At 33.6% G+C, this 19842-nt stretch carries 22 protein-coding genes; 10 read left to right on the top strand and 12 right to left on the bottom strand.

What is annotated here, in order from left to right; genetic code table 11:
* Positions 1-194, top strand: a 194-nt coding sequence (locus tag FOT98_RS26715) for a DUF4003 family protein (protein ID WP_144291185.1), incomplete at its 5' end; no start/stop codon positions are given.
* Positions 195-277: 83 nt separating this feature from the next.
* Here the strand turns inward: FOT98_RS26715 and FOT98_RS26720 are convergent.
* Entirely contained in the window at positions 278-1042 is a 765-nt protein-coding gene (locus tag FOT98_RS26720; RefSeq protein WP_063262561.1) for a DUF817 domain-containing protein, read from the bottom strand.
* A 259-nt stretch (positions 1043-1301) separates the two neighbouring features.
* Here FOT98_RS26720 and FOT98_RS26725 point away from each other — a divergent pair, with 259 nt between their 5' ends.
* On the top strand, positions 1302-1853 hold the full coding sequence (locus FOT98_RS26725) for a GNAT family N-acetyltransferase (RefSeq protein ID WP_063262562.1): 552 nt from the start codon (positions 1302-1304) through the stop codon (positions 1851-1853).
* 93 nt (positions 1854-1946) lie between these two features.
* On the opposite strand, the gene FOT98_RS26730 is transcribed toward FOT98_RS26725, so the two are convergent.
* From FOT98_RS26730 to FOT98_RS26740, 3 genes are read right to left on the bottom strand one after another with little or no spacing between them, the layout of a single operon-like run.
* Positions 1947-3245 (bottom strand): ABC transporter permease subunit, encoded by a 1299-nt coding sequence (locus FOT98_RS26730; RefSeq protein ID WP_063262563.1) that lies wholly within the window; start codon positions 3243-3245, stop codon positions 1947-1949.
* Position 3246: 1 nt separating this feature from the next.
* Positions 3247-4344, bottom strand: coding sequence for an ABC transporter permease (locus FOT98_RS26735; RefSeq protein WP_063262564.1), 1098 nt, complete (start codon positions 4342-4344; stop codon positions 3247-3249).
* Entirely contained in the window at positions 4341-5228 is an 888-nt protein-coding gene (locus FOT98_RS26740; RefSeq protein ID WP_063262565.1) for an ABC transporter ATP-binding protein, read from the bottom strand. Before FOT98_RS26740 ends, FOT98_RS26735 begins: the two co-directional genes overlap by 4 nt.
* Positions 5229-5458: 230 nt before the next feature.
* Here FOT98_RS26740 and FOT98_RS26745 point away from each other — a divergent pair, with 230 nt between their 5' ends.
* A complete protein-coding gene (locus tag FOT98_RS26745) occupies positions 5459-5686 on the top strand; it encodes a coiled-coil domain-containing protein (protein ID WP_001047302.1) in 228 nt (75 codons plus the stop codon).
* 172 nt (positions 5687-5858) lie between these two features.
* On the opposite strand, the gene FOT98_RS26750 is transcribed toward FOT98_RS26745, so the two are convergent.
* Entirely contained in the window at positions 5859-7184 is a 1326-nt protein-coding gene (locus tag FOT98_RS26750) for an ArsB/NhaD family transporter (protein ID WP_063262566.1), read from the bottom strand.
* A gap of 262 nt (positions 7185-7446) precedes the next feature.
* On the opposite strand from FOT98_RS26750, the gene FOT98_RS26755 reads away from it, so the two are divergent.
* Both FOT98_RS26755 and bshB2 read left to right on the top strand, forming a co-directional pair.
* Positions 7447-7797, top strand: coding sequence for a YojF family protein (locus FOT98_RS26755; protein WP_000407039.1), 351 nt, complete (start codon positions 7447-7449; stop codon positions 7795-7797).
* A 15-nt stretch (positions 7798-7812) separates the two neighbouring features.
* Positions 7813-8475, top strand: coding sequence for a bacillithiol biosynthesis deacetylase BshB2 (bshB2, locus tag FOT98_RS26760; protein ID WP_063262567.1), 663 nt, complete (start codon positions 7813-7815; stop codon positions 8473-8475).
* Positions 8476-8587: 112 nt separating this feature from the next.
* On the opposite strand, the gene FOT98_RS26765 is transcribed toward bshB2, so the two are convergent.
* Together FOT98_RS26765 and FOT98_RS26770 are read right to left on the bottom strand one after the other, a co-directional pair.
* Complete coding sequence (locus FOT98_RS26765; RefSeq protein WP_063262568.1) at positions 8588-9016, bottom strand: cytidine deaminase; 429 nt, start codon at positions 9014-9016, stop codon at positions 8588-8590.
* 107 nt (positions 9017-9123) lie between these two features.
* Complete coding sequence (locus FOT98_RS26770; protein WP_063262569.1) at positions 9124-9675, bottom strand: DUF5823 family protein; 552 nt, start codon at positions 9673-9675, stop codon at positions 9124-9126.
* A 353-nt stretch (positions 9676-10028) separates the two neighbouring features.
* Between FOT98_RS26770 and FOT98_RS26775 the strand changes: the two genes are divergently transcribed.
* Complete coding sequence (locus tag FOT98_RS26775) at positions 10029-11228, top strand: multidrug effflux MFS transporter (protein ID WP_063262570.1); 1200 nt, start codon at positions 10029-10031, stop codon at positions 11226-11228.
* A 630-nt stretch (positions 11229-11858) separates the two neighbouring features.
* On the top strand, positions 11859-13250 hold the full coding sequence (locus FOT98_RS26780; protein ID WP_063262571.1) for an amino acid permease: 1392 nt from the start codon (positions 11859-11861) through the stop codon (positions 13248-13250).
* A 48-nt stretch (positions 13251-13298) separates the two neighbouring features.
* On the opposite strand, the gene FOT98_RS26785 is transcribed toward FOT98_RS26780, so the two are convergent.
* A complete protein-coding gene (locus tag FOT98_RS26785; protein WP_063262572.1) occupies positions 13299-14318 on the bottom strand; it encodes a zinc-binding alcohol dehydrogenase family protein in 1020 nt (339 codons plus the stop codon).
* 188 nt (positions 14319-14506) lie between these two features.
* On the opposite strand from FOT98_RS26785, the gene aiiA reads away from it, so the two are divergent.
* Positions 14507-15259, top strand: coding sequence for a quorum-quenching N-acyl homoserine lactonase AiiA (aiiA, locus tag FOT98_RS26790; protein WP_063262573.1), 753 nt, complete (start codon positions 14507-14509; stop codon positions 15257-15259).
* Positions 15260-15299: 40 nt separating this feature from the next.
* Here the strand turns inward: aiiA and FOT98_RS26795 are convergent, their stop codons facing one another.
* The 4 genes from FOT98_RS26795 to FOT98_RS26810 form a co-directional block, all read right to left on the bottom strand.
* Positions 15300-15800, bottom strand: coding sequence for a hypothetical protein (locus FOT98_RS26795; RefSeq protein ID WP_063262574.1), 501 nt, complete (start codon positions 15798-15800; stop codon positions 15300-15302).
* A gap of 83 nt (positions 15801-15883) precedes the next feature.
* Positions 15884-16348: a DMT family transporter gene (locus tag FOT98_RS26800; protein ID WP_063262575.1), complete on the bottom strand. Its 465-nt coding sequence runs from the start codon at positions 16346-16348 to the stop codon at positions 15884-15886.
* 14 nt (positions 16349-16362) lie between these two features.
* Positions 16363-16809 carry a DMT family transporter gene (locus FOT98_RS26805; RefSeq protein ID WP_063262576.1) on the bottom strand — a complete coding sequence of 149 codons (447 nt, stop codon included), beginning with the start codon at positions 16807-16809 and terminating at the stop codon, positions 16363-16365.
* Positions 16810-16960: 151 nt separating this feature from the next.
* Positions 16961-18364: an NPCBM/NEW2 domain-containing protein gene (locus FOT98_RS26810; RefSeq protein WP_063262577.1), complete on the bottom strand. Its 1404-nt coding sequence runs from the start codon at positions 18362-18364 to the stop codon at positions 16961-16963.
* Positions 18365-18551: 187 nt separating this feature from the next.
* On the opposite strand from FOT98_RS26810, the gene yeiL reads away from it, so the two are divergent.
* Positions 18552-19244, top strand: coding sequence for a transcriptional regulator YeiL (yeiL, locus tag FOT98_RS26815; protein ID WP_063262578.1), 693 nt, complete (start codon positions 18552-18554; stop codon positions 19242-19244).
* Between the two features lie 13 nt (positions 19245-19257).
* Positions 19258-19611: a glyoxalase superfamily protein gene (locus FOT98_RS26820; RefSeq protein ID WP_063262579.1), complete on the top strand. Its 354-nt coding sequence runs from the start codon at positions 19258-19260 to the stop codon at positions 19609-19611.
* Positions 19612-19842: the final 231 nt, after the last annotated feature.

A 19842-nucleotide genomic window follows, 5' to 3' on the forward strand; every position in this document is an offset into this window, starting at 1 on the left:
TCCGTTGGCATACTGATGCGAATATTCTTATTGCTATTCAACTGTTCGTCAGTCAGAAAGGTGAGGAAAGTAAAGCTACTAACACAGGTTTACAAACTATGATAGAAGTTCTCATACAAGCACAACAGGCAGCTATGATGGCAACGATTGCCGCTTCATCTGTAGCAACCTCTTCAGCTAGTAGTAGTTCATAATGTGTAACTACTTTAATAAGGAAGATAAAAAAGCCCATCACTTTCTAATGAGTGATGGGCTACCTGTTTTTATATAATCAGCACTATCTTTTAGACGCCTTCAAATGTTTAAGTTGTGTAACAATCATAATGCTAATAACAACGAGTAAAAACCATGAACTAATTTTGCTTAAGTGAACGAGATTCCATACTTCCCGTTGATTTGGATATTGCCATGCTCCGAAAAATGTTGCGATGTTTTCCGCAATCCAAATGAAGAATCCGATAAGGAAAAAGGAGAGAACGAGTGGCATTTTATATGTAACGCCTCGTAATGAAAATTCTACAAATGTCCGAAAGAAAACGATGAATAATAGTAAAGTTAATACCCATCTAAAGTCATATAGAAAATGATGGGCGAAAAAATTGAAGTAAATCATTGCTCCTAAAGGTATTGCAAAAATAGCCCTCGGCCAATGGTGCATTTGTAAATGCAATCTTCTCCACGCTTGGCATATATAACTTGCAACACTTGCATACATAAAGCCACTGTAAAGCGGAACTCCAAAAACTTTTGAATACGCCTCTTCCGGATAACTCCATGAACCGAAATGTACTTTATATATTTCTAGTAGAAGGCCGATAAGGTGAAAAACAGTAATTACTTTTAATTCATCCTTCGTCTCAAGCCCAGTCTTGTACATAATCCACTGCATAAGAAGACATACGATGAGTATGAAATCATATCGGTACAACCCTGGAATCGAAATGGTTTTTGAAAGGGCTAGTGTTAAGAAAATAACGACTGGGAATAAACAGGATAATGCTTGTTCATAAGTAAAATAGAGTAGTTGTTTTACATAAAACATGTTTTCACCTTCTATGAGTTCTTGTTTTGATTGAATAATCTGAAGAATAATTTAGTATACTATAGTTCTAAATGATAGAGAACTATAATTAGTTTGTTTGAAAAAATAAAAAAATGTAAAATGAAGTTAATTCAATGTAGAGGAGATGTGCCAATGTCGGCGCTTATTGTAAGTATCCCGTTTATAAAGCAGTTTATGGAATAAGGGGATAAATAGGTTAAAATAAGTATCCCCGTTATTAAAAAAGGGGGAGTTTGAAATGACAGTGAATCTTTTTCAAAATAAAACAATGAAATTAACAGCTATGAGAGAAGCAGATGCTGAAGTAATGGCTATGTGGCAAGAAGATAGTGAGTATGTAAGGAATGTAGATACAGATGTAGCATTTCCGCAATCGATACAAGAAATAGCGAGTGATGGGCTATTAAAGGGGCGAAGATCGAATAGTGTCGCTTTCATGGTAAGGACAGTTCAAGAAGATCGCTTAATTGGTTTTGTTGCAATTCATGGCATAGAGTGGAATAACAGAACGGGTTTATTAGCAATTGGTATAGGAGATGCAAATGATAGAGGGAAAGGATATGGAAGAGAAGCGATCTATCTTATCTTAAAATATGCTTTCTATGAATTGAATTTGCACCGCGTCGGTCTGGATGTTATTTCTTATAATAAAGCTGCTATTGAGTTGTATAAAAAAATGGATTTTCAGATAGAGGGCTGTATGAGAGAAGCAGTTCAAAGAGATGGGAAGTGTTTTGATCGTATTATTATGGGGATATTGCGGGGGGAATGGATAGAGCTGCAAAAATAGAAATGATGATAACAATTCAATTATTCATACTATGAATAATTGAATAAAAAGGAAAACTAGGTAGGTACTAGTTTTCCTTTTTTATTTTTAGTACTAATTATATGTTCTTATAAATAATTTGTATCCTGCGAATAAAAGAGTACAGCCTAAGACAAATGTTAACATAATCCCAGTTGAAAGATTAATAGAAGGATTAAAAACTAAAGTCGCTGTTTCGCCAGTGAGAACACTGTGAATATTCACGTAAGTAAATGGATTGTAAGAAGACGAGAAACTTTTCATTCCGATAAAAGTTATAATACCTACAATAGACGTTGTAATACTTAGGCTTTTTAGTAAAAGCGATGAAATGTAGTAAAAAGAATATAGAAAAAATGTTAGTAAAACAGTTAGTAATAATACTTGTCCAAAGTAATTTTTCAAAGTGATAAAGTGAAATTGATCTTTAATGGGATTTAAACTATTATACTCACTGCCAAATGGATTAGGCTCTGATCCTTCATATATAAGGACTGGGTAATTGAAGCTCCCGACTCCTTTCGTAAAATAGCTACATAACAAAGGAATGAGTAGCATTAGTAAAACGAAAACAAGTGTAGAAAGGAATCCACTAAAATACTTCGTTAGAAATAATGATTTTCGTTTAATAGGCAAAGTATAGTAAAAATGCAAACCACGCTTCTTATTATTCATTTCAGAAGAAATATTATTTCCGAAAATAAAGCACCCCAATAAAATGAGTACTGGTATATAGTAGTACTGGATTATTTGATATAAAAATAATGAGCCAGTTGTACCATAACGCATAGTGCTCTTTTTCCATTGATCTAAGGCACTACCTGTAAATTGATCGTAAATTGTAAATAGGAAGGGGGTATAAGTAGTATTTTGAATAAATGGTTCAACTGTATTTTTTTTCAGTAATAATAATTCTTCCAACGTTGCTCGTGCTGTAAATAAGGAAATATATTGTTTCTCAATTGCGTAAGGGAATGTGTTAGTGCCTTTTGAGCTCTTGAATATAAATTGTAATTCACTTATATTTTCTTCATATATTTCTTCCCAATTACCTTGAGAATAGTTCGCGATCCATTTGTTCTTCTTTGAAAGAGATTGCTGATATTCTTGAATAGCTAATTTGTTTTCGGTAATTTTTTCAACATCGCCATTTTGTTCAGCTTCAATCTTTTGCAGTTCTAGTTCTTTTAAAGCCTGTTGCGAAATGTTAACGCTATATTGTGCAAATGATAAATTTCCACGCTGGATATCTTTCGCGACAGAATAATTTAAGAAATATAAACTACTAACGAAAAGAATAGAAGTGAATAAAGCAATCCATGTTGTTTTTTTCTTGAAAGATTTTTTGAATTCAAATTGGAAGAGTTGCTTCATATTACACACCTCGCTTTCGATTCATGCATATGGCACATAGTAAGAGCAAAAATGTACTTCCAATTAACACCACTGCACCTAATGGATAATATCCATTATTATCTAAAATGACGCGATCTATTTGTTGATAGGAAAGGGGGGATAGAAACGGATTAAAGCCGATTTTTGATAAAATGAAACCAATGCTCAAAATAAAAGTGAGAATTAAATATGTAACAAGAGTATTTCTTATCCAAAATCCAATGAGCACTAATAAGGAAATAGCTACAGTGGAATAAAATAGACTGTAAGTGAGAGCTGTTTTTAAGTAAGTACCTGAACTAGTAATAGTTTCTGTTTTTGTGAAAAGCGGGTAATTAAAAATATTACCGGTAGATTTTCCGAATATTGTCGGTAGTATATAAGACAGTGAAAATACTAGTAAAATCCATAGGAGACTAACAACAAGTAAACTGAAAAATTTTATTAAGACATAGTGACTACGAGAAATAGGTAAAGTATAGGCTAACTTAATCGTATGGTCTTCAAATTCTTTCGTAATGACTGTACCTAGTAAGAGTAGTAAAATAAGGAATCCTGGGGCATTGAGTAGTAGTGAAATTACTTTTTTCATAAATAGAGATGGTTGAATGGAAAGGTCAAGGTCTTCTTTTGGCAAACCTTGTTGTAATAAGTTTTCATTCAGTTGAATTGCTTTTTTCATATCTTTTTCGCTAGCTGAGAAGCCTCCTTCTACTTGTTGAAAGTGCATAGCTAAGTCATAAACTTTCATTTCAGTCTGTAATTCATTTTTCCACTTGTTATCCTTTACTTCTTGTATAAGTTGATTTAAATGTTTTAATAGCGGAAGTCCAATCTCTAATCGAGATTCAATTTTTGCGTTAGGTCCTTTTTTTAATGAATCTTGATCTCCTGTAACTTGATTAAAAACTTCTGTTTCGTATTTGGAAAAAAAATCTATTTTTTTCATTTGGACTATGTCTTGTTTAAGCGCATTATGAAGAAATAACCCGCAGATGATTAGTATAGTAGCAATGATTAAAGTAAAGAGAATGTTAGAGTAGAGCATTTTTTTTAGTTCGAATAGAAATATTTTCATGTCGTATCACCACATACATGAAATACTTCTTCATATCTTTTTTCAGAACCGATAACTTCTTTTTGAATATCAATAATAGTAATGTTATGAGAATGAAATAGATTAATAAGGTCTTGAATGGTGTGGTGTTCTAATTGAATTCGAAGGCTTTTCTTAGTTAACACTGCTTGTACGTTTTCTTGTAATAAAACGTGTTGTGCGTGTTTTAAATTTGAAAATAAGAAGTGATAATGAATTTTTTCGTACTTTGTCATATCCTCTTCTATTAATTTGCCGTCTTTTAAAAAAAGAATCTTCTTTGTAACACGGTCAATTTCTGATAAATTATGAGAAGAAAGAATGATTGTTGTACCTTCTTCTACTAAGCGTAATAAAATGTTTCTCATCAGTATCGCACTAGTTGGATCCAAACCATTCAGAGGTTCATCAAGGAACATAAGCTTTGGTTTGTTTAAGATTGCCATCGCTAAGAGAAGGTGTTGTTTCATACCTAAGGAGTAATCTTTAATTTTCCTCTTCGCATAATTTTCCATTCCTACATATTTTGCAACTTCATTCATGCGTTCTTTTGAAAATTTTTGCACATCACAAATGAATGCAAGATGGTCGTAGCCGTTTAAATAGTCATATAGTACAGAATTGGCCTGTAAAAAAGAAACGTCTGTAAACACAGAAACATCTTTGTTAGATTTCCCGATCAATTCAATATTTCCAGATGTAGCTGGCAAAAGGTTGGTAACTACATTTAAAAAAGTAGTTTTACCAACACCGTTAGGACCAACTAAAGCCCAAATTCCTGGGGAGTTGATGGTGAGGTTAATGCCATCTAATATTTTTTTATGTTTGTAATTTTTTGATAAATTATTGATAGATAGAATAGTCAACTAGAATTCCTCCTTTTTAATAAATTGGCATAAAATGTAATTGTGCAATTAATTATAACTGAAAATTCAGGTTTATAAAGAGGTATAGATATAAATTTAAGCTTTTTTTTAATCGCATTCTGAAATCTATTATATGAATAATTTAGAAATGAGACTGTGAAGAAAGGAAAAAGAGCACTTGTTGGAGAATTTTTACAATGTGTTGATTAGAGAAAAAGGAGTTATGCAAAATGAATTTAGAAAAAGCAAAACCAGTAAATGAAGAAGTCGCTGAATTAAAGGAACTAATTAAAGAATTGCACGGAAGTGTACATCAACTGCAAAGTGAAGTGCAGCAACTAAGGCACGAAAGACCGGTTGTTGAAGTGCGAAAAGGTGTTCAATTATCACCGGCAATCGTTGGACAAATTGGCGGTATGATATTAGGTGGATTAGCAATTATCGGTATATTTTGGTGAACGAAAAAAAGGTATGCAATGTAGAGCTGCATACCTTTTTCGTTGTCGTTATTTGTCGGTAAGTCGATATTCTCTGTCGAATCGTCGATATACTTAGAAAATCGTTGATATATTCGAAGAAACGATCGATATATTTTAAAAATCGTCGATATAATTTCACGCACTATAACTTTTACATTAAATAACGTAAATAAATATAAGCATGTGATAATAGTAATGCAATGATAGTTAAGGGTAAGCCAATTTTTAAGAAGTCCATATAAGAGAAAGCATGTCCTTCACGTTTTGCAATACCAGCAACGACTACGTTTGCGGATGCTCCGATTAATGTTCCGTTTCCGCCTAAGCAAGCTCCAAGTGAAAGCGCCCACCATAGTACTTCGATTTGCGGAGAGTCGACAGATAATCCGAGCCCTGTAGCTAAATCTTGAATAAGCGGGATCATCGTTGCGACAAAGGGTATATTGTCAATTGTCGCAGATGCGATGCCTGATACCCACAAGATAAGTATCGCAGCGAAACCGATATCGCCATTTGTTACGTCGAGTACTTCTTTTGCAAGTGAAGAAATAAGTCCGATATCAATTAACCCGCCAACGAGAACGAATAGTCCGGCGAAGAAGAAAATGGTCACCCATTCAACGTGGGCAAATACATCTTCAATATCATGTTCCTTTACTCCAATTAGCATAAGAAGTGTAGCGCCTGTCATCGCGACAACGGCAGCGTCTACATGAATAACAGAATGGAGGATAAAGCCTAAAATAGTTAGTCCCAAAATCGTAATTGATTTTAAAAGGAGGCTTTGATCTTTAATGTAATCTTTTTCGTTTAATACCATAAGTTTTTCGATTTGCTCAGGTGTTGTTTTTAGTTTGTTGCGATACATAAAGTAAATAATGCCGAGTGTAACGATAGAAATAATAATTACGATTGGAGCTAAGTTTAGTAAAAAGGCATTAAAATCTAAATGCTTATTTGCTGATCCAATCATAATGTTCGGTGGGTCACCAATTAATGTTGCTGTTCCGCCTATATTTGAAAATAGCACTTCTGAAATCAAATAAGGAACAGGGTTTACTTTTAAAATACGTGTAATGGATAGTGTAACAGGAACGATTAGTAAAACGGTTGTTACGTTGTCCAAAAATGCTGATCCGACAGCAGTTAATAAGGATAGCAATAATAAAATGCGGATCGGTTTTCCGCCAGCTGCTTTTGCCGCTTTAATGGCCACAAATTCAAATACGCCTGATTGACTCGTAATGTGTACGAGAATCATCATCCCAATTAAAAGGGTGATCGTTTCCCATTGAATATGTGATGTGAAAGCAGTATGTAAATCTACAACGCCAAAAATAATCATAATAGCAGCACCGAATAGTGCGATTACAGCACGATTCAATTTCTCAGAAATAATAAATCCGTACGTGATTAAAAATACGGCAATTGCAAAATAATATTGCCAATTTGCTACTTCATGTGCTGATTGATCCAATCATGTCACCTTCTTTAAAGTATGTATTCAATTGTCGAAATGTATCTCGCTGCATAAATACGGGATAAAATATATTGTAGCAAATTCAAAAAAGAAAGAAAACTATTTAACAAAGTGAAGGAAAAAATATGATTTTTACATATGATATAAAAAATATAAAAAACACAGTGCAAATTATTAGGAAAAGTGGGCGTTGTCCTCTAATATAGAGATAGCAATTTACATTATTTTTGCGTAAAATGGTTTAAAGAGGTGAATTCCGATGGAAATAGTAAAAGATAGTTCTCTTATTCAAAATGAAATTGAACGTTTTGTAAATAAAGATGTATATATTCATTTAGAAACAACGAACGGAGCGTATGCGTCACACTTTAACGAAAAGATGATGACAGTTGGAGCATTCATTCGAAATGCAATTATTCGCTTTGAACGCGGGAAGATTACTGGAACGAATCCATACCGAGTTGGTTTGAAAATGGATCATGGTTGGGTATATGCAGAAGGTATTACGCACTGGGAAGTAGACGATAAAGAGCGTTTATTACTTGCAGGGCATGATAATCAAGGTCGCTTAGCAGTTGCACTTGAGTTAAGCTTAACACCATTTAAGTAAGAAGGAGGGAAACTTATGGAGAGACATGTACTTGTTGTATTTCCGCATCCAGATGATGAAGCATTTGCTGCGGGAGGAACAATTCGCTTATTAACAGATCAAGGAGTACCTGTAACGTATGCGTGCGGTACTTTAGGACAAATGGGACGTAACATGGGGAAAAATGTATTTGCTAACCGTGAAACGATTCCAAATATCCGTGAAAAAGAATTAAAAGATGCATGTGAAGCGATGGGAATTCAAGATTTAAGAATGCTTGGTTTCCATGATAAAACGTTAGAATTTGAAGATGTTGATTTCGTTGCAGATAAAATTGAAGCAATCATTCAAGAAGTAAATCCATCTCGAATTATTACATTTTATCCAGAGCACGGCGTACATCCAGATCATGATGCATTTGGCCGCGCAGTCGTTCGCGCTGTATCACGTATGTCAAAAGAAGAACGTCCAGTCATTCATGCAGTCGCGATTACGAAAAATCGCGAAGCTGTATTAGGTGAGCCGGATGTTGTAAATAATATTAGTGAAGTGTTTGATCATAAATTAGCTGCACTAGGCGCGCATCGTTCCCAAACAGAAGCAATGCTGGAAGACACACATGCAAAAATCAAAAATAAAGATGCAGCAACATTAAAATGGCTGCAACTTGAACAATTTTGGACTTATAAATGGGAGTAGGCTAGAAGGAAACCTTCTAGTAGCTCTTACATAGAAAAAGCATCGTCATTTGTGACGGTGCTTTTTTAGTGAATCATTTTTATTCTCTCGCTATTTGCGAGCAGATTTTACTTTATCTTGTACTCCATTCTTTTGTGAATTCATCATGATATGCTTCGCTCCAATGGTATGGCTGCAATTCTTTTAACGGTTTGAAAATAATATCTTGTTTAGAATTTGTAATGGCGCATAGTACTTCTGGTCCCCAATAAAATAAACGTTCTTGGCATACACCACAAGGAGATAATACTTTTAACTCAGAATGCTCATTTTCCCTTGCAAGACAAATCGAATGTGTAACTTTCTTATGAAATTTATGGGCCTCTAAAATAGCACCTGTTTCCATACAAAGTTCTGTTGAAGCGTTTATTACGTCAGGGGCCACACTTGTATAAATGGATCCATCTTCTACACGAATTGCTGCAGCTCCGCCCCAACCATGTGGGTATCTTTGGTCAATTAAACTTTTCACTGCATCATATAATTGTTGTTCAATGCTCAATTGTATTTCCTCATTTCTATGTAATTTTCGATTCAATGACTATGTTGTTTTTTAATAATACCGTTCAAAAAGAATAGACATCTAATTTCACACTATGGATGTAAGAATTACTCTTCATCTGCATACTTATCCTCTAAGGCAATTAATAGAGGAATTGATATAGTTACAAGAATGATTAAAGTGGTTATAAAAGATTGAGAAAGAGAAAAAGAACCTTCGATTAAAGGTGGTAAAAACTTGAATGAAAGTATACTTGTTATTAAGGAAACTACTAAAAAGCTAAAAAGAGACACATTTTTATTTTTGATAGATGTTTCTATAAAATCTTTAAGACAGCTTATGACGACAAATATAGTTAATATAATAAGAGAAATAAAATAATGTGTTAAATTTGTCATACTAATAGTAGGATCGTCTATTATGTAAGCAAGTAATTTAGATACTAACATACCTCCAAATAATAAAATAATAAAAGCAAGTAATCCTTCCGATGTATAAGTGCTGAAGTTATTTTTCTTGTTAAAGAGTTTATAATTCAGAGTAGATTGGCCTATTTGAATTAGGAATAGGGTAATAATCCACACATAATATACAATTGGTAATTCTCCTGAGAAGAGAGCAATTAGAAAATTTATTACTGTCCTTAAAATTTCAATCATTACAAAAATCCTCCTGTTTGTAAGCTTTGCGAAATTAGAAATATGCTAGTCTATCGTTTAATAATTTGATCTATCAATTCAAACTATTCCTAATTATTCCATAAAAAGGTGTTGGTATCAAGGAATCCTTCAAGGTTTAACACTAGAAAAAGAAACGCAATATGTAATATAATTGAAAAAGTATATTTAAAAAATCAATGTTAATATTACCCTCCTATAAGTATTAACATACGTAATTGAGGTGTTTTCTTTGTTGTTTTATGACCGTATTTCTATAATGGCCCCTCCTGTTCCGTAGCTTAGGAAAGTCTTTTTACTTCTGAGATTTTCAAAGTTATAGGAGGGTATGAAAAATGAAAAAAGTCTCAGTACCATCACTTTTGTTAATGATTGTTCTTGTCGCATTTCCGCAAATTAGTGAAACGATTTACACACCGTCTTTACCTGATATTTCAAAGGCGTTACATGTAAGTAATAATGAGGTACAGTTAACACTTAGTGTGTATTTCGCTGGATTTGCTTTAGGTGTATTTTTTATTGGATGGTTATCAGATATAATTGGCCGTCGCCCGGCAATGTTATTTGGAATTGTCGTATATGGCGCTGGAAGTTTCTTATGCTTTATTGCAAATTCCATTGAAGTTTTATTGCTAAGTCGTTTTATTCAAGCGTTTGGAGCAAGTGCTGGCTCTGTTGTGACACAAACGATTCTTCGTGAAAGTGTAGAAGGGCATAAGAGGCATGTTATGTTTGCTCAAATCTCGGCAGTCATTGCTTTTACACCAGCGATAGGACCGTTAATTGGTGGCTTTCTTGATCAAATGTTTGGATTTAAAATCGTATTTTTGAGTTTAGTAGTTATGAGTGTCGGGATTTTTCTGTATACGTTTGTTTCTCTTCCGGAAACAAAAACGGACTCAGTAACGAATAAAATAAATGTGTTTTCTGTTTTAAAACGGTTGGTTACAAATCCGAAAGTAGTAACATATGGGGTATTAATTGGAGGAGCGAATGGTGTTTTATTTAGCTATTATGCAGAAGCGCCATTTATCTTTATTGAATACTTTCAGTTATCGCCTAGTATGTATGGACTTTTAGGAATTGTTGTTGCTTCTGCTTCTATTATTGGGGCGAAAGTTTCGAAACGATTGCTTGCCACGTATAAACCAGAGAAGATTATATATATCGGTTGTCTCGTAATGACAGGAGGAGCTATCCTTTTATCTGTTATTACGTTTGTTGGATCAAATCCGAATGTAATATATATGATAGGATTTTTAATAGCGATGTTAATATTGCTATTAGGAATTGGAGTAGCGTTACCTAACTGTTTAAGTTTAGCATTAGTAGATTTTCAAGATGTTATTGGTACAGCAGGAGCATTATTTAGCTTAGGGTACTATGTAATTGTAACGATGACGATTTGGGGAATGAGCCAGCTGCATACGGGTTCGTTACTTGTGATGCCGCTTTATTTTCTAGCTATAGTAGTTATCATGATGGTGTTTACTAAAGTGTTTATTTTAGGGAAACAAACTTCAAAAATGATTTAAATATGAAATGGTAAAAGAGTCTCATTTTTTAATGAGACTCTTTTATATTTTATGAAAATGATTAGTGGATATACGAACAAAAATTAAAGGTATTGTTGGTAGATTTAAGTGTAATTATATTTTTCTTAAAGTAGGGGATGGAGATACAGAAGTTAGTGACTTTGTAGTTTACTAATATATTAAATTTATACGTGATGTGTTAATTGTATGTGTAAGCAATTATAGTACAAACTATAATTAGTGAAGTATATGCAGTATGAAACCGAGGAAGAAATACTCTCCTCGGTTATTTATATTGTAATAATATTCATGCCGGAATCATATTGAATAGATGTATTTTATTGTTAATTTAGTTAAAAATTAATCAGACTTATGTATAATAATCTATTGAAAAAATAATTGAACTTTTCAGATAAATGAATTAATATAAGGTAAGTAATTTTAAGATTTATAGAATATTGGAAGATGAAAGGTTTTGAGAATTTTGTAAGGGGCAAAAAAACGATTTTAGGATAGCTTTAATGTTAGTCTAAAATGACGTTTGCTTCATCATTTTCAGGCCGAAAGGAATTAGGGGAAAGCATCTTGTTTTAAAATGCGGCTATGAATCATCTAAGAGGGGGAAATGAAGTGGCAAACAAAGAATTGAAAAGAGGCTTAGAAGCACGTCATATTCAAATGATTGCTTTAGGCGGAACGATTGGTGTTGGCTTGTTTATGGGGTCAGCCAGTACGATTAAATGGACAGGTCCGTCAGTAATGCTTGCGTATGCAATTGCAGGTATTTTTATCTTCTTCATTATGCGTGCGATGGGTGAAATGTTGTATATGGAGCCGAGTACAGGTTCATTTGCGACGTTCGGTCATAAGTATATTCATCCGTTAGCTGGTTATATGACAGCGTGGAGTAACTGGTTCCAGTGGGTTATCGTTGGGATGTCAGAAATCATTGCGGTTGGGGCATATATGAAATATTGGTTCCCGGACTTACCAGCTTGGATACCAGGTGTAATCGCAATGGTTATTCTTGGCGCAGCTAACTTAATTTCTGTAAAGTCATTTGGTGAATTTGAATTTTGGTTTGCAATGATAAAAATCGTTACGATTCTATTAATGATTATTGCGGGATTTGGACTTATTTTCTTTGGAATTGGTAACGGTGGAGAAGCGATTGGTATATCTAATCTTTGGTCAAATGGTGGTTTCTTTACAGGTGGTTTTTCAGGATTCTTCTTTGCATTATCACTTGTAGTTGGTGCATACCAAGGGGTGGAATTAATCGGTATTACTGCTGGTGAGGCGAAGGATCCGAAGAAGACACTTACAAGAGCGATTCAAAGTACAATTTGGCGTATTTTAATATTCTATATTGGTGCTATTTTCGTTATTGTAACTGTGTATCCATGGGATCAATTAAGTACAATTGGTAGTCCATTCGTAGCAACTTTTGCGAAAGTTGGTATTACGGCAGCAGCTGGACTTATTAACTTTGTTGTTATTACAGCGGCGATGTCTGGTTGTAATAGTGGTATTTATAGTGCGGGTCGTATGCTTTACACGTTAGGTGTAAATGGACAAGCACCGAAATATTTCACGAAACTTTCTGGAAATGGTGTACCTTTATTCGGTACAGTTGGCGTACTTATCGGTTTAGCGGTTGGTGTTGTATTAAGTTATATTGCTCCGAAAAACTTATTTGTATATGTATATAGTGCGAGCGTACTTCCTGGTATGGTACCATGGTTCGTCATTTTAATTAGTCAAATTAATTTTAGAAAAGAAAAAGGGGCAGAGATGAAAGATCATCCGTTCAAAATGCCATTTGCTCCTGTTACAAACTATTTAACAATTGCCTTTTTAATTATGGTATTAATCGGAATGTGGTTTAACGATGATACGCGCATTTCACTAGTTGTAGGTATTGTTTTCTTAGCTATCGTAACAATTAGTTTCTATGCTTTCGGAATAGGGAAACGACCTCCGTTAGATATTCCAAATGATCAAGAGATTTCAAGTAAATAAAGATAGTAAAAAGTCCGATTTCTCATTTGGAAATCGGACTTTTTGTTATTAAAACTTTTCTAAAACGATTTTTCCAATTGTACTGCCGTTTTCAAGCAGAGCATGTGCTTTCTTTACGTTTTCAGCGTTAATTGGTGAAAGTGTTTCATTTAAGGTAGTCTTTAAAATACCTTCATCTAGTAGTTCGCTTACTTTATTTAATAGTTCGTGCTGCGTAATCATATCGCCAGTTTCATACATTGCTTTTGTGAACATAAACTCCCAAACGAATGTAGCACTTTTGCTTTTTAAAATACCCATCTCAAGAGGGTGCTCATTTTCTACGATAGAGCAAATTTTTCCTTGTGGTTTAATAAGATCACATATTGCTTGCCAATGTTGATCTGTATTGTTTAAGCAGAAAATATAATCTACGTCTTTTAACCCGAATTCTAATATTTGATCTTGTAAAGGTTGGTGATGGTTAATGATATAATCAGCACCGAATTTTTCAACCCAGTGTATCGTTTCAGTGCGGGATGCAGTTGTAATTACATTTAGTCCAGCCCATTTCGCAAGTTGAATGGCAATTGAACCTACACCACCAGCACCGCCAATAATTAAAATGTTTTTAAATGTATTCTCATCTCTCTTATTGTAATCAATACCTAAACGTTCAAATAAACCTTCCCATGCTGTAATAGCTGTTAAAGGAAGTGCTGCAGATTCAGCATCACTTAACGTTTTAGGTTTTTTACCAACAATTCTTTCATCAACTAAATGATATTCACTATATGTACCTTGTCTCGTAATACTTCCAGCGTAAAATACTTCGTCGCCTTCTTTAAATAACGTACAACCTTCGCCCGTTTGTACGACTACACCACTAGCATCCCAGCCGAGTATTTTTGCTACATCTTCTTTTTTATCTTTCGGAGAGCGAACTTTTGTATCAACCGGGTTAACGGAAATAGCGTTAATTTTAACGAGTATATCTCTTCCTGTAGCAACAGGTCTTTCAACTTCAATATCAATTAAGCTGTTTTCTTCTTCAATAGGTAAGTATTCATGTAAACCAATTGCTTTCATTTGTATTCCCTCCATTAAAGTAAGAGTCATTTTCTCTTTTATTATAGATGGTGAAATGCCATTATGTAAAAAAGTACACTCTTTTTTATTTATGGTGGTATGAAAGTGTGGAAGGAGTTTCTTTCTAAAAAGCAGAATTTTTTTACTGTGTTACTTTATCTCAAATTAAATGTAAAGGTGGATACATAATGACAGTAAAGAAGCTTTATTTCATCCCAGCAGGTCGTTGTATGTTAGATCATTCTTCTGTTAATAGTACGCTCACACCAGGAAATTTATTGAACTTACCTGTATGGTGTTATCTTTTGGAGACAGAAGAGGGGCCTATTTTAGTAGATACAGGTATGCCAGAAAGTGCGGTCAATAATGAAGGACTTTTTAACGGTACATTTGTTGAAGGGCAGATTTTACCGAAAATGACTGAAGAAGATAGAATCGTAACTATTTTAAAACGTGTAGGGTATAAGCCGGAAGACCTTCTATATATTATTAGTTCTCACTTGCATTTTGATCATGCTGGAGGAAACGTTGCTTTTTCGAATACGCCAATCGTTATACAGCGTGCTGAATATGAGGCGGCACAGTATAGAGAGGAATATTTGAAAGAGTGTATACTGCCGAATTTAAACTACAAAATTATTGAAGGTGATTATGAAGTGGTACCTGGTGTTCAGTTATTGTATACACCAGGACATTCTCCAGGGCATCAGTCATTATTAATTGAGACGGAAAAATCCGGTCCTGTATTATTAACGATTGATGCATCTTATACGAAAGAGAATTTTGAAGATGAAGTGCCGTTTGCTGGATTTGATCCAGAATTAGCTTTATCTTCAATTAAACGTTTAAAAGAAGTTGTGATAAAAGAGAAGCCGATTGTTTTCTTTGGGCATGATATAGAGCAGGAAAAGGGATGTAAAGTGTTCCCTGAATATATATAGTGCAAAAAGTCATGAGCTTACGTGCTCATGACTTTTTCGTTTAAATGATTTTTTTAAATAAGTTATAAACTTTTTTAGAACTATCTTCATTTAATTGATAGTACGTAAGGTTTACATCATCAGGAGTATCTTGCTGAGCAATCATCACTTCGTTATTGTGATGGTCAACTACCCATATGAAATATTTTTTATAAGTTCCATCTTCAAAAGTAATCCACATGTCACAATCTATTAAATCTGATCCTTCTTCATCTAATGTTAATTTTCCTTTTTTGGCTGTATCCATACTGTTAATGAACGTTTTTAATTCATCTGTTTTTGTGAGAAAGATATCCTTTTTTGTTTTAATTGACTCGACATGTATATCTTTTATTTCCTGTTTTCCTAAAAAGACAGGGGGCTCATTTGGGTCTCTTTGCGTTGAAATGATAGTAGCTTTCTTCTTTGGTTTATTTGCTGTATAGAAGTCTTGAATAGATTTTCCAGAGTTGAAAAACCATACGATACCCAAAATAATTAATGCGCTACCTAGTAGTAAAATGATTTTCTTAATAGAATATTCTCCTCTCTATTACTTCATATGAAGAGCTTTTCTATTAATATATGATAGGTAAGCGTAAAGTATTATAGTTGAACTTGGTTATGCTTCACAGTTTTTATCGGACGATCCACGAGTAAATTGTAAGTGAGCCCGATTAGTACGAAAATGCCGCCAACAACTTTGCCCATTGAAAGTTCGTGTGACAGGATGAAATCAATGATAGTCCCCGCAAATAATTGTCCAATAAAGATGAGTAACGTTAAATAAAATGCTGATATTTTAGGAGTAATATAGTTCGATAAAGAGATGACGATAACGCCTACTAATCCGCCTAAGTACACAGCGATAGGAATAGATTGTAACGTTTGCATTGGAATATACAATGAATCTGAACTGAAAATTAAAAATAATGTAGAGAAAAATAATCCAGTAATATAATTAAAAAACGTGCCTTCCCAATTTCCAATTTCCGCTGCTAAATTCGCGTTTATAATTCTAGCAACAACGATAGAAACACCAGCTAAAATAGCGATCGTAATATATAACATTTTTCTGCCCCCCATTAATAAATTGTCATGATTATAATTCCGGAAGAGATGAAACATAATCCGATTAGTTTTTTCTTTTCAAACTTTGCAACTTTCATTCCTAATAAGCCGAAATGATCAATAACGATGGAAGCAATGGATTGACCAAGTAAACTTAATGCGATCGTAATAGAGGCACCAAGGACGGAGAAACTTATATTATTAAAAAGAACAGTGAATACCCCAATCGCTCCAGCACTATATAGAAAAAGTGGAATACCTTTATCGAAACGAATTTTATTTTTGTTTATGATTAAAACGAAAATAACTGCAAGTAAACCGACAAGGTGAATGACAACGCTCGCTGTATACTTGCCAATTAATTCAGATAAAATCCCATTCAATGGAAGCATAACGGCGATGAGCACACCAATAAAGACAGAAAGAAAGTTATACAATGTAATATCCCCTTTGTATTTCATATTTGTAATGACTGTATCATGTTGAAATTGTTTATTACTATGACATATGTCATTATGTATTTAACGATTTAAAGAAGATATCCCTATGTATTTAGGTGTTACGAAAACAAAAAAAGAATCTTCGTTTTATAAACGAAGATTCTTCTAATTTCTATTGAAGTTTCATATCAGTCATTAATACTTGTACTTTCCCTTTTCCTATAGAAGTTGAGTGATAATAAACATGTAAATGTTTAACGCCGCTTACATCTACAGTAACGTCTTTCATTGGTGAATCACTTGTAACTTGTTCATGTAGTAATGGAGTTCCTGTTGGATTCCCCTCTCCTTCTGAATTAAAGTCATCACCGTAAATAAAGACTTCATAGGTTCCGCCTTGTCCTTTGAATTTCTCTCCTGCACCTAATTTAAACTTTAATGTTTTAAATTCCTTGCCTAATGTATATTCATAAGTAGCACGTTCAGAAGTATCTCCTATGCCCAAATTCCAGAATGTTCTATCTGATTGGATTCCATTATAATATTTTTCTCCATTCACAGCAGTAAATCCATCTAAGCCTAAATCATCAAGATAGCTTTCATTATCTATGATTGGTAAATCGTCTAAATGAATTGGTCCAGAATACTTCTTGCCTTTTGCTGCATCAAAACTAAATAGGATGCCATCAAAATCAAAGTTAAAAATAGAACTTTTGTCTTTTGCAAACGGAATTTTTGATTCTAATGTCATAGTGAAGTCAACCGGTATACCTGCAAAAAGTTCAGACTGTTTCATTGAAATAGAAGGAGTCCCGTATTTATGAATAAAAGGTCTCGTATAGTGGAGCTTACCATCATCAAAGGTCATGTCCTTTTTGCTTTCAATTTTACCACTAATTTTTAATTCTTCTGATTTTGTTGAATCAACATGAATTTTATCGATTGTCAGTTTAAAATCATCATTTTCTCCCTTGATGTTTAACTTATCAGCAGAATTATTAGTAATCATTTTCAAAGCAGGAATTTTTATTGTTCCCTTAGCCTCTTTGAAAGTTAAACTTTTCACATCGACTGGATTATCATTGTTTTCATTTTTTTTAAAGCTGTAGTCCATTCTCATTAATTTCGTTCCGTCTACTTTACTCAGTGATTCATATACTACAATAATTGAATCTTTAACGAATCGATATCCTGAAAAGTCAGCCTTGCTCAATTCTTCAGATTTTCCAGAATCTGTTACGAATTTTAATTTAATATCAGGAAGTGTTGCATTTTTTAGTTCTCCATCTAATTGGATTGCCGCCACAATAGTTCCTTCTGGAGTAATTGCTTCACCAATAAGCGTTGCCTTTCCTTTGTTGTTTTCAAATAAAACTTCATTTCTCTTGTTTACAGAAGCTTCTTCTACGATGTTCAGTTCTTTTTCAGCTTCTTTTTTAGAATTTCCAGTTTTAGAGACTTCTACTTGTTCCTCCGAATTTTTTACCTTTTCTTCCTTACTAACTGTTTCTTCTTTAGCACACCCAGCCCCAAGTGCTAAAGACAAACTCATAACAGCAATCCCAATCTTTTTCATAATTTATTTCTCCTTTTTTTTGGATACACAGTTCTGTCTTTCCTATACAGGAAAACAATTCCTAACACATAGTATTATAGAATTATGGATTTGACAAGACCCGCCTTAAATTCTACTTTTTCGTTCTTTTAAAGTAAAAGAAGAAAATTTTGATTACAATGGGGAAGAGTCGTAAAGGAGAGGGATTATGAAAAAGGTATGTAATTCTAGTAAGTTAGCAGAGTATATGGAACAAAATAAAATTGATTCATTTTTTAGTAAAGATATGAAGCCTTATATGGAGCTATTATTTTTTAGAAAGAATGAATTTATATGTAGAGAAGATGAGGATATAGATTATTTGTATTTTTTTGTTGAAGGAAAAGCGAAAGCGTTTAATACATTAAGTAACGGGAAATCTGTATTACTATGCTTTTATGATAGTTTACAGCTGTTAGGAGATGTGGAGTTAATTCATTCTCAAAAGACTGCTTCAAACGTACAAGTGATGGCAGATTCATATTGTGTTGGTTTACCTTTAGGAAAAGTGAGAAATCAACTATTTCACGATGCGAAATTTTTAAGATGTATTTGCGGATCGTTAGCACATAAGTTAAATCGACTTTCAAAAAATAGTACAATTAATTTACTATATCCGCTTGAAAACAGACTTGCGAGTTACATGTTAGCAGCAGGGGAACGAGCGGTGCAGCATGGAAATAGAATTGTGTTTAGTGGGAATTTAACGGAAACAGCTGAATTGTTAGGAACGAGTTATCGGCACCTATTACGTACATTAAATATTTTTTGTGATAAAGAGATTATAAAAAAGAACAATGGTTGCTTTGAAGTAGTGAATGTGGATGTTTTGAGGGAACTGGCGGCAGATGTTTATAAGTAGGAGAGAATTATAAATGATTATACCTATATTTAGAATTTTTGATATTGAAAAAGCAAAGCTATTTTACATAGATTTTTTAGGGTTTAAACTGGATTGGGAACATCGGTATGAGGAACATATGCCATTATATATGCAAATTTCGTTACATGATGCTGTAATACATTTATCAGAGCATCATGGGGATGCTTCGCCAGGTAGTGCGATTCGTGTGAAAATAGAGGATTTAAAAAGTTATTATATTATTTTATCAAGTAAAGATTATGCTTATGCAAAACCTGATATAGAGAGAACACCGTGGGATACAATGGAATTAACTGTGATCGATCCGTTTTCAAATAGAATTATATTTTATGAGGAGAGGGCTTAGGCTTACCAAGCAATCCTTTATTAGATTGGATTGTTGCGTTAATGGCTTGGCGAATATAATAAAGAACTATCATTGAAGATATGGAGCAAAAAAATAGATCAGTAGCAGCGACTACTGATCATCCATATGTACATGAATTAGGAGAGGTCAAACATTTATTAACTTTATTATAATTGATTTTCATAAGAATAAAAACTGAAAATTCTAATTTTATGTTGAGAAAGTTTTTTG

It is taken from the genome of Bacillus sp. HY001 (genome assembly GCF_007558965.1).
GTDB lineage: Bacteria > Bacillota > Bacilli > Bacillales > Bacillaceae_G > Bacillus_A > Bacillus_A mobilis.

Coding starts and splice junctions, on each gene's coding strand:
- FOT98_RS26720 (WP_063262561.1), bottom strand. CDS start 1,042: ATGTTTTATGTAAAACAACTACTCTATTTTACTTATGAACAAGCATTA.
- FOT98_RS26725 (WP_063262562.1), top strand. CDS start 1,302: ATGACAGTGAATCTTTTTCAAAATAAAACAATGAAATTAACAGCTATG.
- FOT98_RS26730 (WP_063262563.1), bottom strand. CDS start 3,245: ATGAAGCAACTCTTCCAATTTGAATTCAAAAAATCTTTCAAGAAAAAA.
- FOT98_RS26735 (WP_063262564.1), bottom strand. CDS start 4,344: ATGAAAATATTTCTATTCGAACTAAAAAAAATGCTCTACTCTAACATT.
- FOT98_RS26745 (WP_001047302.1), top strand. CDS start 5,459: ATGAATTTAGAAAAAGCAAAACCAGTAAATGAAGAAGTCGCTGAATTA.
- FOT98_RS26755 (WP_000407039.1), top strand. CDS start 7,447: ATGGAAATAGTAAAAGATAGTTCTCTTATTCAAAATGAAATTGAACGT.
- bshB2 (WP_063262567.1), top strand. CDS start 7,813: ATGGAGAGACATGTACTTGTTGTATTTCCGCATCCAGATGATGAAGCA.
- FOT98_RS26770 (WP_063262569.1), bottom strand. CDS start 9,675: ATGATTGAAATTTTAAGGACAGTAATAAATTTTCTAATTGCTCTCTTC.
- FOT98_RS26775 (WP_063262570.1), top strand. CDS start 10,029: ATGAAAAAAGTCTCAGTACCATCACTTTTGTTAATGATTGTTCTTGTC.
- FOT98_RS26785 (WP_063262572.1), bottom strand. CDS start 14,318: ATGAAAGCAATTGGTTTACATGAATACTTACCTATTGAAGAAGAAAAC.
- aiiA (WP_063262573.1), top strand. CDS start 14,507: ATGACAGTAAAGAAGCTTTATTTCATCCCAGCAGGTCGTTGTATGTTA.
- FOT98_RS26800 (WP_063262575.1), bottom strand. CDS start 16,348: ATGTTATATATTACGATCGCTATTTTAGCTGGTGTTTCTATCGTTGTT.
- FOT98_RS26805 (WP_063262576.1), bottom strand. CDS start 16,809: ATGAAATACAAAGGGGATATTACATTGTATAACTTTCTTTCTGTCTTT.
- FOT98_RS26810 (WP_063262577.1), bottom strand. CDS start 18,364: ATGAAAAAGATTGGGATTGCTGTTATGAGTTTGTCTTTAGCACTTGGG.
- yeiL (WP_063262578.1), top strand. CDS start 18,552: ATGAAAAAGGTATGTAATTCTAGTAAGTTAGCAGAGTATATGGAACAA.
- FOT98_RS26820 (WP_063262579.1), top strand. CDS start 19,258: ATGATTATACCTATATTTAGAATTTTTGATATTGAAAAAGCAAAGCTA.